Origin of the sequence: Brevundimonas lenta (assembly GCF_014196335.1) — a bacterium.
GTDB lineage: Bacteria > Pseudomonadota > Alphaproteobacteria > Caulobacterales > Caulobacteraceae > Brevundimonas > Brevundimonas lenta.
In genome coordinates, this window is record NZ_JACIDM010000003.1 from 50,784 (window position 1) to 65,816 (window position 15,033).

21 protein-coding genes are annotated in these 15,033 nt (G+C 68.2%); 16 read left to right on the forward strand and 5 right to left on the reverse strand.

Annotated elements, in window-relative coordinates:
- The first annotated feature begins 60 nt into the window (after positions 1-60).
- The 4 genes from purB to purU are packed head-to-tail and all read left to right on the forward strand — an operon-like array spanning position 61 to position 3,128.
- Positions 61-1,362 carry an adenylosuccinate lyase gene (gene purB / locus GGR12_RS13440; protein WP_183204971.1) on the forward strand — a complete coding sequence of 434 codons (1,302 nt, stop codon included), beginning with the start codon at positions 61-63 and terminating at the stop codon, positions 1,360-1,362.
- Between the two features lies 1 nt (position 1,363).
- Positions 1,364-1,756, forward strand: coding sequence for a hypothetical protein (locus tag GGR12_RS13445; protein WP_183204972.1), 393 nt, complete (start codon positions 1,364-1,366; stop codon positions 1,754-1,756).
- Positions 1,753-2,289 carry a DNA-deoxyinosine glycosylase gene (locus GGR12_RS13450; RefSeq protein ID WP_183204973.1) on the forward strand — a complete coding sequence of 179 codons (537 nt, stop codon included), beginning with the start codon at positions 1,753-1,755 and terminating at the stop codon, positions 2,287-2,289. The genes GGR12_RS13445 and GGR12_RS13450 overlap by 4 nt, the downstream gene beginning before the upstream one ends.
- Positions 2,286-3,128 (forward strand): formyltetrahydrofolate deformylase, encoded by an 843-nt coding sequence (gene purU, locus GGR12_RS13455; protein ID WP_183204974.1) that lies wholly within the window; start codon positions 2,286-2,288, stop codon positions 3,126-3,128. Before GGR12_RS13450 ends, purU begins: the two co-directional genes overlap by 4 nt.
- Before the next feature lie 78 nt (positions 3,129-3,206).
- Here the strand turns inward: purU and GGR12_RS13460 are convergent, their stop codons facing one another.
- Positions 3,207-3,530: a DUF1476 domain-containing protein gene (locus GGR12_RS13460; protein WP_183204975.1), complete on the reverse strand. Its 324-nt coding sequence runs from the start codon at positions 3,528-3,530 to the stop codon at positions 3,207-3,209.
- A 266-nt stretch (positions 3,531-3,796) separates the two neighbouring features.
- Between GGR12_RS13460 and purC the strand changes: the two genes are divergently transcribed.
- The 7 genes from purC (at position 3,797) to GGR12_RS13490 (ending at position 7,743) form a co-directional block, all read left to right on the forward strand.
- Positions 3,797-4,555 (forward strand): phosphoribosylaminoimidazolesuccinocarboxamide synthase, encoded by a 759-nt coding sequence (gene purC / locus GGR12_RS13465; protein WP_183204976.1) that lies wholly within the window; start codon positions 3,797-3,799, stop codon positions 4,553-4,555.
- Positions 4,555-4,791 (forward strand): phosphoribosylformylglycinamidine synthase subunit PurS, encoded by a 237-nt coding sequence (purS, locus tag GGR12_RS13470; RefSeq protein ID WP_183204977.1) that lies wholly within the window; start codon positions 4,555-4,557, stop codon positions 4,789-4,791. The genes purC and purS overlap by 1 nt, the downstream gene beginning before the upstream one ends.
- Complete coding sequence (locus GGR12_RS16760) at positions 4,788-4,919, forward strand: hypothetical protein (RefSeq protein ID WP_281378594.1); 132 nt, start codon at positions 4,788-4,790, stop codon at positions 4,917-4,919. Before purS ends, GGR12_RS16760 begins: the two co-directional genes overlap by 4 nt.
- A 300-nt stretch (positions 4,920-5,219) precedes the next feature.
- A complete protein-coding gene (locus GGR12_RS13475) occupies positions 5,220-5,696 on the forward strand; it encodes a YbhB/YbcL family Raf kinase inhibitor-like protein (protein WP_183204978.1) in 477 nt (158 codons plus the stop codon).
- 20 nt (positions 5,697-5,716) lie between these two features.
- On the forward strand, positions 5,717-6,415 hold the full coding sequence (locus GGR12_RS13480) for an HD domain-containing protein (RefSeq protein ID WP_183204979.1): 699 nt from the start codon (positions 5,717-5,719) through the stop codon (positions 6,413-6,415).
- Positions 6,416-6,461: 46 nt separating this feature from the next.
- On the forward strand, positions 6,462-7,124 hold the full coding sequence (gene purQ, locus GGR12_RS13485) for a phosphoribosylformylglycinamidine synthase subunit PurQ (protein ID WP_183204980.1): 663 nt from the start codon (positions 6,462-6,464) through the stop codon (positions 7,122-7,124).
- A 70-nt stretch (positions 7,125-7,194) separates the two neighbouring features.
- Positions 7,195-7,743: a sugar O-acetyltransferase gene (locus GGR12_RS13490; protein ID WP_183204981.1), complete on the forward strand. Its 549-nt coding sequence runs from the start codon at positions 7,195-7,197 to the stop codon at positions 7,741-7,743.
- Here GGR12_RS13490 and GGR12_RS13495 read toward each other — a convergent pair.
- Together GGR12_RS13495 and GGR12_RS13500 are read right to left on the reverse strand one after the other, a co-directional pair.
- On the reverse strand, positions 7,740-8,717 hold the full coding sequence (locus GGR12_RS13495; RefSeq protein WP_246328928.1) for an aspartyl/asparaginyl beta-hydroxylase domain-containing protein: 978 nt from the start codon (positions 8,715-8,717) through the stop codon (positions 7,740-7,742). The genes GGR12_RS13490 and GGR12_RS13495 overlap by 4 nt on opposite strands.
- A gap of 133 nt (positions 8,718-8,850) precedes the next feature.
- Positions 8,851-9,039, reverse strand: coding sequence for a hypothetical protein (locus GGR12_RS13500; protein ID WP_183204983.1), 189 nt, complete (start codon positions 9,037-9,039; stop codon positions 8,851-8,853).
- A gap of 112 nt (positions 9,040-9,151) precedes the next feature.
- On the opposite strand from GGR12_RS13500, the gene GGR12_RS13505 reads away from it, so the two are divergent.
- Entirely contained in the window at positions 9,152-9,943 is a 792-nt protein-coding gene (locus GGR12_RS13505) for a hypothetical protein (RefSeq protein WP_183204984.1), read from the forward strand.
- On the opposite strand, the gene GGR12_RS13510 is transcribed toward GGR12_RS13505, so the two are convergent.
- Both GGR12_RS13510 and GGR12_RS13515 read right to left on the reverse strand, forming a co-directional pair.
- The gene (locus GGR12_RS13510; RefSeq protein ID WP_183204985.1) at positions 9,940-10,179 is read right to left on the reverse strand and encodes a Tat pathway signal protein; all 240 of its coding nucleotides are present in this window, start codon (positions 10,177-10,179) and stop codon (positions 9,940-9,942) included. The two genes, GGR12_RS13505 and GGR12_RS13510, sit on opposite strands and share 4 nt — an antisense overlap.
- The gene (locus tag GGR12_RS13515; RefSeq protein ID WP_183204986.1) at positions 10,179-10,337 is read right to left on the reverse strand and encodes a hypothetical protein; all 159 of its coding nucleotides are present in this window, start codon (positions 10,335-10,337) and stop codon (positions 10,179-10,181) included. Before GGR12_RS13515 ends, GGR12_RS13510 begins: the two co-directional genes overlap by 1 nt.
- A gap of 101 nt (positions 10,338-10,438) precedes the next feature.
- Here GGR12_RS13515 and purL point away from each other — a divergent pair, with 101 nt between their 5' ends.
- The 4 genes from purL to GGR12_RS13535 are packed head-to-tail and all read left to right on the forward strand — an operon-like array spanning position 10,439 to position 15,030.
- Positions 10,439-12,649, forward strand: coding sequence for a phosphoribosylformylglycinamidine synthase subunit PurL (purL, locus tag GGR12_RS13520; RefSeq protein WP_183204987.1), 2,211 nt, complete (start codon positions 10,439-10,441; stop codon positions 12,647-12,649).
- Positions 12,646-13,050 carry a hypothetical protein gene (locus GGR12_RS13525; RefSeq protein ID WP_183204988.1) on the forward strand — a complete coding sequence of 135 codons (405 nt, stop codon included), beginning with the start codon at positions 12,646-12,648 and terminating at the stop codon, positions 13,048-13,050. Before purL ends, GGR12_RS13525 begins: the two co-directional genes overlap by 4 nt.
- Before the next feature lie 11 nt (positions 13,051-13,061).
- The gene (locus tag GGR12_RS13530) at positions 13,062-13,406 is read left to right on the forward strand and encodes a DUF305 domain-containing protein (protein WP_183204989.1); all 345 of its coding nucleotides are present in this window, start codon (positions 13,062-13,064) and stop codon (positions 13,404-13,406) included.
- A gap of 52 nt (positions 13,407-13,458) precedes the next feature.
- Positions 13,459-15,030 (forward strand): alkaline phosphatase D family protein, encoded by a 1,572-nt coding sequence (locus GGR12_RS13535; RefSeq protein ID WP_183204990.1) that lies wholly within the window; start codon positions 13,459-13,461, stop codon positions 15,028-15,030.
- Positions 15,031-15,033 lie beyond the last annotated feature (3 nt).

Consider the following 15,033-nt stretch of genomic DNA (forward strand, 5'->3'; position numbering starts at 1 on the left):
GGCTTTCGGATGCAAGCCGCGCCTTGACTCCGGGCGGCCCTGGACCGACACGACGCGCCCATGATCACGCGCTATTCCCGCCCCGCCGCCGTCGCCATCTGGTCGCAAGAGACCAAGTACAAGATCTGGTTCGAGATCGAGGCGCATGCCGCCACCAAGATGGCCGAGCTGGGGGTGATCCCGCAGGACGCCGCGGACGCGATCTGGGCCAAGGGCAAGGACGCGACGTTCGACGCCGACCGGATCGACGAGATCGAGCGGACGACCAAGCACGACGTCATCGCCTTCCTGACCCATGTGGCCGAGATCGTGGGCGACGAAGCCCGCTTCCTGCACCAGGGCATGACCTCGTCGGACGTGCTGGACACCTGTTTCGCGGTGCAGCTGGCGCGGTCGTCGGATCTGCTGATCGAGGGCGTGGACCGGGTGCTGGCGGCGCTGGAGACGCGGGCCAAGGAGCACAAGTTCACGCCGGAAGTCGGCCGCAGCCACGGCATCCACGCCGAGCCGATCACCTTCGGCCTCAAGCTGGCCGGCTATCACGCCGAGTTCCAGCGGGCGAAGCGTCGTCTGGTTACGGCGAAGGAAGAAATCGCGACCTGCGCCATCTCGGGCGCCGTGGGCACCTTCGCCAACGTCGATCCGGCGGTTGAAGCCTATGTCGCCGACAAGATGGGCCTGCAGGTCGAGCCGGTGTCGACCCAGGTGATCCCGCGCGACCGTCACGCCGCCTTCTTCGCGGCCCTGGGCGTGGTCGCCTCGTCGATCGAGCGTCTGGCGACGGAAATCCGCCACCTGCAGCGCACGGAAGTGCTCGAGGCCGAGGAGTTCTTCGACAAGGGTCAGAAAGGCTCGTCGGCGATGCCGCACAAGCGCAACCCGATCCTGACCGAAAACCTGACCGGCCTGGCCCGTCTGGTGCGCTCGGCCGTGGTGCCGGCGATGGAGAACGTCGCCCTGTGGCACGAGCGGGATATCAGCCACTCGTCGGTCGAACGCGGCATCGGCCCGGATGCGACCATCCACCTGGACTTCGCCCTGCACCGCCTGGCGAACGTGGTCGAGCGGCTGAACATCTATCCCGAGAACATGCAGAAGAACATCGACCTGCTGGGCGGGTTGGTGCACTCGCAGCGGGTCATGCTGGCGCTGACGCAGGCCGGCGTGAGCCGTGAGGACGCCTATGCCGCCGTGCAGGAGAACGCCATGAAGGTCTGGCGCGGCGAGGGCCGGTTCATCGACTTCCTGAAGGCCGACGCGCGGGTCACCCTGCCGGCCGAGCAGCTCGAGGCGCTGTTCGACATCGGCTACCACACCAAGCACGTGGACACGGTGTTCGCCCGGGTGTTCGGGGAAGGCTGACGTGATCGCCACCTGGATCATCGCCGCGCTGGCGGTTCTGGCTGCGCCCGCGTGGCAGGACGACGCCGTTCCGGAGCGCAGCGTCCAGGTCCGGACCGTCGACGAGGTCGCGGCCGGCCGTTGTCTGAACGGCCTGGTCGGCATACGCGGCGTCCAGATGCGGTGCGTGGTCGATGCGCAGGGCCGCCCGTCGGATTGCGAGATCCTGAACCCCTCGCCCGCGATCACGCGACGCGCCTCCGTATTCCGGTGCATGGCGTCAAAGATGCAGGCGACCTACGAGGACGGAACGCCGGCCGAGGGCCAGACGGTGTTCCTGAACCTCGGGGGCCGCACCTATCTGAGTTCGGAAGAGCTGCGGCGTGACCGCGAGGCGGAACGCGCCGGCCAATGACGACCTCGCAGCCGGTTTCCGGACCGGTGCGACTGTCGGCGTTCGAGCCGGTGACGGACGCCCGGACCCGCGTACTGGTTCTGGGAAGTCTGCCCGGGGCGGCGTCCCTGAAGGCCGGTCAGTACTACGGGAACCCGCAGAACGGCTTCTGGCGTCTGATCGGCGGCGTGACGGGGCGCGATCTGGTCGCCCTGTCCTATCCCGAACGGCTTGAGGCCCTGAAGGCGGCTCGCGTCGGACTTTGGGACGTGATCGCCAGCGCCTATCGCCCCGGGAGCCTGGATCAGGCCATTCGCGAAGCGGAGGCGGCGGATCTGAAGCGCCTGATCGCCGACCTGCCCGACCTGCGCGCCGTGGCGTTCAACGGCGCGACGTCGGCGCGGATCGGACGACGGTCGCTGGAAGGAGTCGAGGGCCTGACGCTGATCGACCTGCCGTCCTCCAGCCCGGCGTTTACGAAACCCCTTGCCTGGAAGGCGGAACATTGGGCCATCATCGGCGACTTCGTCGCCGACCCCTCGCGGCCCTCATGATCCTGACCCTCTCCTGCCCCGATCGCCCGGGCATCGTCGCCGCCGTGTCAGGATTTCTGTCCGACTGCGGCTGCAACATCACCGACGCCCAGCAGTTCGGCGACCGCTCGACCGGGACCTTCTTCATGCGGGTGGTGTTCGAGCGCCCGGAGACGCTGGCCGATGAAGCGGTCCGCGCGGCCTTCGCGCCGCTGGCCGAACGGTTCGCCATGGACTGGACGCTGCGGGGCGACGAGCGGCGCCGGGTGATGATCCTGACCTCGCGCTTCGACCACTGCCTGGCGGACCTGCTGTATCGCTGGCGCGTGGACGAACTGCCGATGACGATCACGGGCATCGTCTCCAACCATCCGCGGGACCAGATCGGCCACGTCGATCTGGGCGAGCTGCCGTTCCACCACCTGCCGATCGACGTTGCGGACAAGGCGGCCCAGGAGCGGACGCTGCTGCGTCTGATCGAGGACACGGGGACCGAACTGGTCGTGCTGGCCCGCTACATGCAAATTCTGTCCGACGACTTCGCCGGCCGGCTGGCCGGGCGGTGCATCAACATCCACCACTCGTTCCTGCCGGGCTTCAAGGGCGCCAAACCCTACCATCAGGCCCATGCGCGCGGCGTGAAGGTGATCGGAGCCACGGCCCACTACGTCACCGCCGACCTGGACGAGGGTCCGATCATCCAGCAGGACGTCGAGCCGATCAGCCACCGCGACACGCCCGACGATCTGATCCGCAAGGGCCGGGACATCGAGCGACGCGTGCTGGCGAGAGCCGTCGGCCACCATCTGGAGGACCGGGTGCTTCTGAACGGCTCGAAGACGGTGGTCTTCGCCGACTGAGCAGCGGAACGCGCAAACGAAAGGGGCCGCCCCGGCGACGGAGCGGCCCCTGATTCGTTCGGCTTGCGCCGGTCCGGCTTATTCGCCGTTGCGGATCTGCTCGCGGGCGATCGAGGCCAGTTCGTCCATCTTGCGGCGGATTTCGCCTTCCGAGACGACGATGCCCGAACCTTCGAGGTCCTGGGCGATCTTGCGGAAGACGTCTTCCTCACCCGGCTGCTCGAAATCGGCCTTCACGACGGCGCCCGCGTATTGATCGGCGCTGTCCGAGGACAGGCCCATCTTTTCAGCGGCCCAGAGGCCCAGCAGCTTGTTGCGCCGGGCGACCGCCTTGAATTCCTGTTCCTGATCGAGGGCGTATTTGGTCTCGAAGCCCTTTTCCCGATCGTCGAAGGTGGTCATGGGCGTTCGAAGGCTCCTCAGTCGGCAGCAAGACGGCGGCCGTGTCCGGGGTGCTCTACATCCCCCCGGGGGCCGAACGCAACCGGAACCCGCCCGGTTGCGACCGTCCGACATGCCGCGTCCGTGGTTTGTATCACAGGACGGGTTCCGCTAAGGGATGGCGCAACGAATTTTCCCGCCCACCAGATTCCGGATCGCGCCGCCCAGACACTCGCGCTGGCCGCGCGATTTTCGTTTCTGGCGAGGCCCCGCCTGGACGAAACCGCATGAACGTCAAGCGCAAGAAGCTCTACGAGGGCAAGGCCAAGATTCTGTATGAGGGACCGGAGCCCGGCACCCTGATTCAGTACTTCAAGGACGACGCCACCGCCTTCAACGGCGAGAAGAAGGCCCAGCTGGAAGGCAAGGGCGTCATCAACAACCGCATCAGCGAGTTCGTGATGTCGCGCCTGAACGGCATCGGCGTCACCAACCACTTCATCAAGCGCCTGAACCTGCGCGAGCAGCTGATCCGCGAAGTCGAGATCATTCCGCTGGAAGTCGTGTGCCGTAACGTCGTGGCCGGCTCGATGAGCAAGCGCCTCGGCATCGAGGAAGGCACGCCCCTGCCCCGTTCGATCATCGAGTTCTACCTGAAGAAGGACGAGCTCAACGATCCGATGGTGACGGAAGAGCACATCACGGCCTTCAACTGGGCCTCGACCCAGGAGCTGGACGACATCCTGGCGATGACCGTGCGCGTGAACGACTATCTGTCGGGCATGTTCGGCGCCGTCGGCATCACCCTGATCGACTTCAAGATCGAATTCGGCCGCATCTGGGAGAACGACTTCTCCCGCGTGATCCTGGCCGACGAGATCAGCCCCGACTCGTGCCGCCTGTGGGACGTCGCCACCGGCGAGAAGCTGGACAAGGACCGCTTCCGCCGCGACCTGGGCAATGTGATCGAAAGCTACACCGAGGTGGCCCGCCGCCTCGGCATCATGAAAGACATGCCGACCGTGATTCAGGGGGGACTGCACTGATGGCCAAGGTGAAGGTTCATGTGTTCCTGAAGCCCGGCGTGCTGGACGTTCAGGGCAAGGCTGTCGAAGGCGCCCTGCACGGTCTGGGCTGGGCCGGCGTCGCCCACGCCCGCGTCGGCAAGCTGATCGAGTTCGACCTGGACGGCGTCGAGGATCTGGCCGCCGAGGCGAAGAAGATGTGCGAGACCCTGCTCGCCAACACGGTCATCGAAAGCTACCGCATCGAGGTGGCGTGAGCCGCCTCGTCAAGCTTCTGATCGCCCTGTTCATCGCCGGCTGCTGCGTGGTTTTCGCGGCGGCGCTGGCCGGTGGACTGATGGACGACCGCGCGTTTACGCCCGAAGCCAAGGGCGCGGCGCACTAGCGATAGACACCTGGACGCCTTGTCATCCCGGACGCCGCGGAAGCGGCGATCCGGGACGGCGTTCGCTCGTGGGCCAGCCTCCCGGAAATCGCGACGCGATTATCCGGGAGACGGGTGACATCAGGCTTTTTCCCCTCCCTGTCTCCCGGATAGCTGCTGACGCAGCTTCCGGGAGCTGAGTTGTTGGCAGTCCAACGTCCCGGATCGCCGCTTCCGCGGCGTCCGGGATGACAAGGTTCCCCATGGTGACTGTCGTGCAGTCTGTGCGTTAGGGTCCCACGCCTTTCGCGGGAGACGCCCATGACCTTCACCCTCACCTCGAACGACATCACCGACGGCGGCGTCCTGCCGGACGCCCAGGTGCAGGCGAAGGGCAACGCCTCGCCGCATCTGAAATGGTCCGGCGCGCCGGAGGGCACGAAGAGCTACGCCGTCACCTGCTACGACCCCGACGCGCCGACGGGCTCGGGCTTCTGGCACTGGACGGTCGCCAATATTCCGGCGGACGTGACCGAGCTGAAGACCGGCGCGTCGCCGAACGACATGCCGCGCGGCGCGGTCGAGGGTCGCACCGACTACGGGCATCCGGGCTTCGGCGGGGCCGCCCCGCCGCCGGGCCACGGTCCGCACCGCTACATCTTCACGGTGTTCGCGGTGGACAAGGAACGGCTGGACGTCGTGGCTGACAACTCGGGCGCAGTGTTCGGCTTCAACCTGCATTTCCATACGCTGGCCAAGTCGACGATCACGGCGACCTATGAAAACACGGGCGGCTGAGGGGCCGGAGGGGGACGGACATGAAGCGGATCATTCTGGCGATTGCGGCCTGTGCGGCCCTGACGGGCGGACCGGCGGCGGCGCAGGACGCCCCGACCGTGGCGACGGCGTCTCCGGCGGGCATTCCGGCCGACAGCCCATGGCGGCAGGCGGTGCTGGTCCAGGCGCTGGAGCATTTCCAGCATCCCGGCTGGGGCTGGCGGCATTCGGAGCGCGACTATCTGCTGGGGATGCAGATCGCGCGCGAGGAAGGGCTGACGGTCGACGAGGACGTGATGTTCGCCGCCGCCTTCCTGCACGACTGGGGCGGCATCGAACCGTTCGCGGTGGAGGGCGTGGATCACGCAACGCGCTCGGTGGAGCTGGCCGAGCCATTCCTGCGCAACGCGGGCTTCCCGATGGAGAAATTCCCGGCGGTGCGCGCGGCGATCCTGGGCCACATGTACGACAAGGACCCCGAGGGGCCGGAGGCGGTCGCCCTGCATGACGCGGACCTGGTCGACTTTCTGGGCGCGACCGGCGCGGCGCGGATGCTGGCGGTGACGGGCGAGCGGCCCGACTATGACCAGGCGCTGGGGCGGATCGAAACCTTCTCGGCCAATCTGCCCGGGCGGCTGGAGACGGATGCGGCGCGCCGGATGGCCGAACCGCGGGTGGAGTCGATGAACGCCTTCATGGCCGAGCTGCGGCGCGAAACGCCGACGGGCGCCAAACCCTGACCAGGCGCCCTGACATTGGCGCCGAACCCTGCTAAACGCCCGCGCCATGAGCGCAGCCGTCATCGTATTCCCGGGTTCCAACTGCGACCGTGACTGCAAGGTCGCCGTCGAACGCTCCACCGGCGAAAAGGTCGAAATGATCTGGCACGGCGAGACCGAGCTGCCGAAGGGCCTCGATCTCATCGTCCTGCCGGGCGGCTTCTCCTACGGCGACTACCTGCGCTGCGGGGCCATGGCGGCGCAGTCGCCGGTCATGCAGGCGGTGAAGAAGGCCGCCGACGACGGCGTGGCCGTGGTCGGCATCTGCAACGGCTTCCAGGTGCTGTGCGAAGCCGGGATGCTGCCGGGCGCCCTGCTGCGCAACAGCGGACTGAAATACGTCTGCAAGCCGATCAGCCTGACGGTCGCCAACGGCCAGACCCGCTTCACCTCGGGCTACCAGGGCCAGCGCGAAGTCATCATGACCCAGGGCAACGGCGACGGTAACTATTTCGCCGACGCCGAAACGCTGGCGCGGCTGGAGGGCGAGGGCCAGGTGGTGTTCCGCTACGTGGACAACCCCAACGGCTCGGTCGCCGACATCGCCGGCATCCAGAACGCCCGCGGCAACGTGCTGGGCATGATGCCCCACCCGGACCGGGCCTTCGAGGCCGAGCTGGGATCGGCCGACGGCGCGACCCTGTTCCAGAGCATCTACAACGCCGCCTGACGCGCGGCGGGCTTGACCCGCCCGGCTTAACAGTTCGAACTCAACCGGCGCGAACCGGTTGAGAGGCGGCATGTTCATCAGCGAACGCCAGAAGATGATCTCGGGTCAGCCGTACGACCCGGGCGATCCGGAGTTGCAGGCCGATGCGGCCGCCGCGCGGCAGTGGATGGCGCGCTACAACGCCAATATGGCGGCCTCGCCCGCGGATCGACGCGACCTGCTGCGCCAGCGGCTGGACGAGGTCGGCGAGGGCGCGGTGATCCGGTCGCCGTTCCACTGCGACTACGGCTACAACATCCGCCTGGGCCGCGGGGTCTTCCTGAACTTCAACTGCGTCATTCTGGACGTGTGCGAGGTCGAGATCGGCGAGCTGACGCAGATCGGGCCCGGGGTGCAGATCCTGACGGCCGACCACCCGCGCGATCCGGAACAGCGGGCGCAGGGGATCGAGTTCGGCAAGCCGATCACCATCGGACGCAATGTCTGGATCGGCGGCGGAGCGATCATCCTGCCGGGCGTGACCATCGGCGACGATGCGGTGATCGGCGCGGGCTCGGTGGTGACCAAGGACGTGGCGGCCGGCGCGACCGTGGTCGGCAACCCGGCGCGGCCGCGCTAGACCCCCCAGGCGGGTCCGCCGGCGCCGTAGCCGTCGATGGCCTGGAACATGGCGGCGACCAGATCGCGCTCCTCGTCGGTCAGCTCGGGCTTCCAGACGTCGAAGATCAGGATGGTCCGGTCGAGGCCGCTGTCGTTGCGGGCCTCGTGCTCGATGGTGTCGTCGAAGGCCCAGGCCTCGCCCTCCCGCCATTCCCGAATGTCGTTGCCGACGCGGAAACGGCTGCCTGAGGGGGCGATGACCGGCAGATGGCAGATCAGGCGGGTGTTGATCAGGCCGTGGTGCGCCGGAATGCGGGCGCCGGCCTTGAGGCGCGAGAACAGGATGGAGGGGGTCCGCCCCGGAACGCGGCACAGCGGGACCTCGGCCAGGGCCTCGAGCGTGCGGGGGCAGCGGCGGGCGATGTCGGGCTGTTCGAGGCCGTCCTTCCAGAGGAAGAGCGCGCTCCAGTCCGGATTGTCGATCATGCCGTCGGTGTCGGTATTCGGCCGGTCGGCGCGCTTTTCGACATAGGGACGGAACAGGCCCGGCTCGGCCAGCAAGGCCTCAAGTTCGGTGCGGATATCGGCCGTCGCATCTTCGATGGCCGACAGCCACGGCAGGGTGTCGCGCGGCTGGAACTGGATCTGGGGCAGGCCGGGGAACAGGTAGAACAGCGGCTCCTGCTGATAGAGCTGCTTGCGGCCGGCCATCAGGTCCAGCGACAGGGAGAAGCGGTCACTGGATTTCGCGGTGTCGAAGCCGGCCCCGGCGAGGCTTTGCGTCAGGTGATCCTCGAAGCGGCGCGCCTGCTCCTGCGCGGCGGCCTGGGCGCGGCGCAGTTCGGCGATGAGGTCGGCCGGCAGACCGCGACCGTCGCCGGCGCCGCGGAGGGCGAGGCTGTAGAAGCTGGCTCCGGTCCGGCCGTCGCCCAGACCGGTCAGCGCGTCGGCCTTGGCGATCAGGGCGCGGAGGTCGCGGGGATTGGCCTGCAAGCGCCGCTCGGCATCAGCCAGCAGGCCGCGCCACCGGGAATCGTCGGAAATCGGCTGAGCACTCGACATACCCGGATCGGAGGTCGGCGAGCGCCGTCAGTCAAGACGCATTTCCGCCACAGTTCACCAAGTCCTAGGGCTGTTCGACGTCGTCCTCATCGTCGATGTCCTCGTTCGGGGTGCGGATGCCGCCGGGGTCGCGCTGGGCCTTCAGTTCGCGCTCTCCGAAGCCGAGGCCCTGCTCGCGGGCGCGGTCGGCCTGGACCGTGTCGGTCTCGAAATGCGGTTCCTCGGCGGGGGTCGGACGTTCCTTGTCGGCCATGTCGTGTCTCCTTGTGTGCAAGGATCAACCGGACGCCGGGGTCCGGGTTCCATCGGATGGATGAACCAACACCGTTGCTGCACGTAGTTCAGGCGTAGCCGCAGGAGCCGCCATGGACTCGATCGTTCGACCCACATCCGCACAGACGACCCGACGGCTGATCGTGCTGGCCTGCGCGGTGTTCGCGGTGGTCATCGCCGAGGCCCAGATGCTGATGGGCTGGGGTCAGAGCGCGGCGGAGTTCGCCGCGGACAGCGACGCCACGCTGAAGGTCGCGGGCTTCGCCTTCGCCATCTGGGGCGTGATCTACATCGGCGTGCTGATCTATGCGGTGCGACAGGCGCTGCCGACGATCGGGGAAAGCGATCTGCTAAACCGGTTCGGCTGGCCGTCGGCCATCGCCTTCGCCGGTATAGGGCTCTGGATCGTGGCTGCGGCCTTCGACCAGGAGCTGCTGACCATCGTGCTGATCTTCGCGTCGCTGGCGGTGCTGGTCGTGCCGCTGGTGACCAATGCGCACCTGATCCGGGCGATTCCCCGGACCGGGCGGGAGCGATGGTTCATCGTCTGGCCGCTGGCCCTGCTGGCCGGCTGGCTAGCGATCGCGGCGCCGGTGAACCTGGTGACGGTGATCACAGGCGACGGCGCCCTGCCCGGTGTCCTGTCGCCAACGACCTGGGCGATGGTGGTGCTGTCGCTCGTCGTTCTGACGGCGCTGAGCATGACCTGGATCCTGAGGTCGATGCCGTTCGCCCTGCCGGTCGCGTGGGGCCTGCTGGGCGTGTTCGTGGCTGAGAAGGAGCGCAACATCCTGCTGGCGGGCTTCGCCATCATTGCGGCCGGCGTCGTGCTGGTCGGCGCGGTGATCCTGACCTTCCAGCTGAAGCCGGCAGTCGAACGCTAGGACCGCCTGGGCTTCCTGACCACCGGCGCGTCCTGCGGATCGGGCCCGGCCCCGACATCGAAGGCGCCCGATTCGTCGAAACCGACGCTGCCGACGCCCGTGGCCGACCCGGTCAGGCGCTGACGACGGCTCTGCATCGCCGCTTCAGGCGCGGCCTCCGTCAGCATGCGCGCCTCGTCCGGATCGTTGGACAGGTTCATGTGTTGGTGTTCGGGCGTGATGTCGTCACGGCGCATCAGTCCTCATCCTCTTCGTTTTCGTCTTCGTTATCGTCGTTGGCGGCCTGGCGGGCGGCCCGTTCGGCGGCGGCGGAAGCGCCCGCGTCATCGGCGGCGATAGTCGGCGCGTCGGGGTCTTCCGGCGTGGCGGCGGGGTCGATGGGCTGGTCGGGCATGGCGGCCTCCTTCGATCTCAGGGGACTCAATGACGCGCAGGCGGCGATGTTCCGCGACCGATGGCTGACACGGCGGCCGTCTGCCGCTATGAGGCCGGGCCATGAGCGCTCCCCAGAAGACCATGGCCGAACTGGCCGCCGAATACGGCCTGGCCCCGAACGAATATCAGGTCGTCCTCGACCGGCTGGGCCGAGAACCCAACAACGTCGAGCTCGGCGTCTTCTCGGTGATGTGGTCCGAGCACTGCTCGTACAAGTCGTCGAAGATCCACCTGGGCAAATTCCCGACCAAGGGCCCCCGCGTCATCTGCGGGCCGGGCGAGAACGCCGGCGTCATCGACATCGATGACGGCGACGCCTGCATCTTCAAGATGGAGAGCCACAACCACCCGTCATACATCGAGCCCTACCAGGGCGCGGCGACCGGCGTGGGCGGCATCATGCGCGACGTCTTCACCATGGGCGCGCGCCCCGTGGCGCTGCTGAACGCCCTGCGCTTCGGCGATCCGTCGCACGAGAAGTCGAAGCGCCTGGTCAAGGGCGTGGTCTCGGGCATCGGCGGCTACGGCAACTGCGTCGGCGTGCCGACGGTGGCGGGCGAGACCAATTTCCACGCCGGCTACAACGGCAACATCCTGGTCAACGCCATGTGCGTCGGCATCGCCAAGGCCGACAGCATCTTCTACTCGGCCGCGCCGGGCGCGGGCATGTCGGTGGTCTATTTCGGATCGAAGACCGGCCGCGACGGCATCCACGGCGCGACCATGGCCTCGGCCGAGTTCGACGAGGATTCGGACGAGAAGCGCCCGACCGTGCAGGTCGGCGACCCGTTCGCCGAGAAGCTGCTGATCGAGGCCACCCTCGAACTGATGGCCTCGGGCGCCGTGGCCGCGATCCAGGACATGGGCGCGGCGGGCCTGACCTCGTCTTCGGTCGAGATGGCCGGCAAGGGCGGCGTCGGCATCGAACTGAACATGGACGCCGTGCCCCAGCGCGAAGAGGGCATGACGGCCTATGAGATGATGCTGTCGGAAAGCCAGGAGCGGATGCTGGCCGTGCTGAAGCCCGGCCGCGAGAACGACGGCTACCGCATCTTCGAGAAATGGGGCCTGGACGCCGCCGTCATCGGCAAGACCACCGACACCGGCCGCCTGATCCTGAACCACCATGGCGAGGTCGTCTGCGACGTGCCGCTGGCACCGCTGTTCGACGACGCGCCGATGTACGACCGCCCGTGGGTCCAGCCGGAGCTGCACCCCCGCCTGGCCCCCGCCGAAGTGCCGGCCCCGGAGAGCTGGGTCGATGCGGTGCTGAAGGTGCTGACCTGCCCCGACATGGCGTCCAAGCGCTGGATCTGGGAGCAGTACGACCGCCACGTGATGGCCGACACCCTGCATGACTCCTCGACCGGCGCCGACGCCGGCGTCGTGCGCGTGCACGGCACGGAAAAGGGTCTGGCGGTCACCAGCGACTGCACCCCGCGCTATGTGCTGAACGACCCCTATGAAGGCGGCAAACAGTGCGTCGCCGAAGCGTGGCGCAATCTGACCGCCGTGGGTTCGCGCCCGATCGCGATCACCGACAATCTGAACTTCGGCAACCCGCAGCGCCCCGAGATCATGGGCCAGATCGTGCGCGCCATCGACGGCATGGCCGAGGCCTGCCGCGTGCTGGACTTCCCGGTCGTGAGCGGCAACGTCAGCCTGTACAACGAGACCAACGGTGCAGCCATTCCGCCGACCCCGACCGTCGGCGCCGTGGGCCTGCTGTCGAACTACGATGTGGTGACCGGCTTCGGCGGCATGCACGAGGGCGATGTGCTGGTGCTGATCGGCGAGACCGTCGGCGAACTGGGCGCCTCGATCTATCTGCGTGAAGTGCTGGGCCGCGAGGACGGCGCCCCGCCGCCTGTCGACCTGGCGCTGGAGCGCAAGACCGGCGACTTCGTGCGCGAGCAGATCCACGACGGCGTTCTGACCGTGGTGCACGACCTCTCGGACGGCGGCCTGATCGGCGCGGCGGCGGACCTGGCCCTGGCCTCGGACGTCGGCGTCGAGCTGGATGCGGACAGCAAGACCCACGCCCACATCCTGCTCTTCGGCGAAGACCAGGCGCGCTACCTGGTGGCCGTGCAGGACGCCACGGACGTGATCGCAAAAGCCCAGGCAGCCGGTCTGCACGCCTCGGTGGTCGGCCGCGCCAAGGGCCGTGACTTCACGTCGACGGGCCCGAACGGCGACCTGTTCCGCCTGCCGCTGGATCATCTGCGCGAGATGCACGAAGCGTGGATGCCGAACTGGATCGAGGGTTGAGCTTGCGCGCCGTCGTCGCGGGGCTGGTGCTGGGCCTGACGCTGGCCGCCTGTCAGACGTCGCCCGAAGTGCCGACGGCGCCGGTCACCCAGATGTCCGTGTCCATTCCCGTCGACTGCGACATTGAGGTGGTGTTCGGCAGCTACGCCATGGGCGCCGATCAGGCCCTGCGCGGGCGGGTGCGGGAGCTGCTGGCGTCGAACACGGGCGTGGGGGAGTTCAGCGAGAAGCGTTGGGGCCGGGAGGGCGAGTCGACCTTCTGCATCCATGCCATCAATCCCGGCGCGGCGGACAGCCTGTACACGACGATCGCCGGCTGGATTCCGGACAGCAGCGACCGGCATCCGACCAGCGTCGCCCACCGCGACGGACGCAGCCGCGCCGCCACCTGGCCGGGCTGAGGACACCCAGAATGCGTACGGCCCTCCCCTTCCTGCTGCTCGCCACCCTGGGGCTTGCCGCCTGCGACGGCGGCGGCGATCCGGTTGAGCAGGCGCTGCGCGAGACCGCCGCGGCCAATCACGCGGCGCGGCTGCCGGAGGAGAGCGTTTCGGTGAAGCCGGCGGGCTCGGCGGACGAGGCCTGGGTCGCCGCGGCGATCCAGCAGAACCGCCAGGCCATCGCCTCGGCCGGACAGGTGCTTGCGGCCACGGACGATCCGGCCGTCCGGAAAATGGCGCAGGCCGCGATCGATGCGCGGACCCGCGAGATCAACGACCTGCAGGCCTGGACGCCCGCCGCACGCCCGGCGGCGTGACGAACGTCACATTTCCGGTTTAGGTCGTCGCGCGACGTCGAAGGGGCCTCTGATGAACCTGCCTGATTCCGTATCCCGACGGGGATTGATGTTCGCGCTCGGCGCGGGCGGCGTGGTGCTGGGCTCAAGCCGGCAGGCGCTGGCCGATCCGGTTTTCGCCGAATATCCGTTCCAGCTGGGCATCGCCGCGGGCGACCCCGCGCCGGACGGCTTCGTGATCTGGACGCGTCTGGCCCCGCGCCCGCTGGAGATCGGCCACGGCATGCCGTCGCAGCCGGTGCCGGTGAAGTGGGAGGTCGCCTCGGATCGCGGCTTCGCCACCGTGGTGCAGAAGGGCGAGGCCGTCGCGCGGCCCGAACTGGCCCACGCGGTGCACGTCGAGATCACGGGCCTGGAGCCGGGCCGGGACTATTTCTACCGCTTCATCGCCGGGACAGAGCGCACCCCGTCCGGGCGCGCGAAGACGGCGCCGGCGGCCGGCAGCGCCGTGGCACAGGCCCGCTTCGGCGTGCTGGGCTGCCAGGCCTATGAGCAGGGGCTGTACACGGGACACCGGAAGATCGCGGGCGAGGACCTGGACTTCGTCTATTGCTACGGCGACTACATCTACGAGGGCCGGGGCAACCGGACCTATACGGGGTCGGGCGGGACGATCGAGAACCCGCGCCAGCACATCGGCGGCGAGTGCTACAGCCTGGACGACTACCGGCGGCGCTATGCGCAGTACAAGCTGGATACGGACCTGCAGGCCAGCCACCTGGCGGCGGCCTGGTACGTGACCTGGGACGATCACGAGATCCAGAACAACTGGGTGTCGGATCAGGACCCGGACGAGGTGCCGCCGGAGATCTTCAACCTGCGGCGTCAGGCGGCGGCGCAGGCCTTCTACGAGCACATGCCGCTGCGGCGGTCGTCGTTCCCGCGCGGGGCGGAGATGCAGCTGTACCGTCAGGCGTCGTGGGGCGACCTGCTGGATCTGAACTTCCTGGATACGCGCCAGTTTCGCACCAACCAGCCGTGCAACGACGGCTGGGCGACGACCTGTGCGGGCGTGTCGGATCCGGCGTCGCAGGTGCTGGGCGAGGCGCAGGAGCAGTGGCTGTACCGCAACCTGGATCGCAGCCGCGCGCACTGGAAGGTGCTGGCGCAGCAGATCATGGTGATGGACCTGGACCGCAAGGAAGGACCCGAGACGGGCTACAACCTGGATACCTGGGCCGGCTATTCGATCCCGCGCCAACGGCTGCTGGACCGGCTGCGCGAGCGCCGCATCGGCAACACCATCGTGCTGACCGGGGACGAGCACCAGAACTATGCCGGCGAGCTGTTCCGCGACAGCCGCAATCCGGACGGCGCGCCGATCGCCACGGAGTTCGTGACGACGTCGATGAGCTCGTCGGGCGACGGGCAGGACCAGCGGGCCGACGGCCGGCGCTATCTGGCCGACAACCCGTTCCTGAAATTCAACAACGCCCAACGCGGCTACGTCGTCTGCGACGTGACGCCGGAGCGCTGGCAGACCGAGTTCAAGGTGCTGGACAAGGTGTCGGAGCGCGGCGGAACGCTGACCACGCGGGCGAAGCTGGCGGTCGCCTCGGGCGATGCGCGGATCGTCGCGGCCTGACCC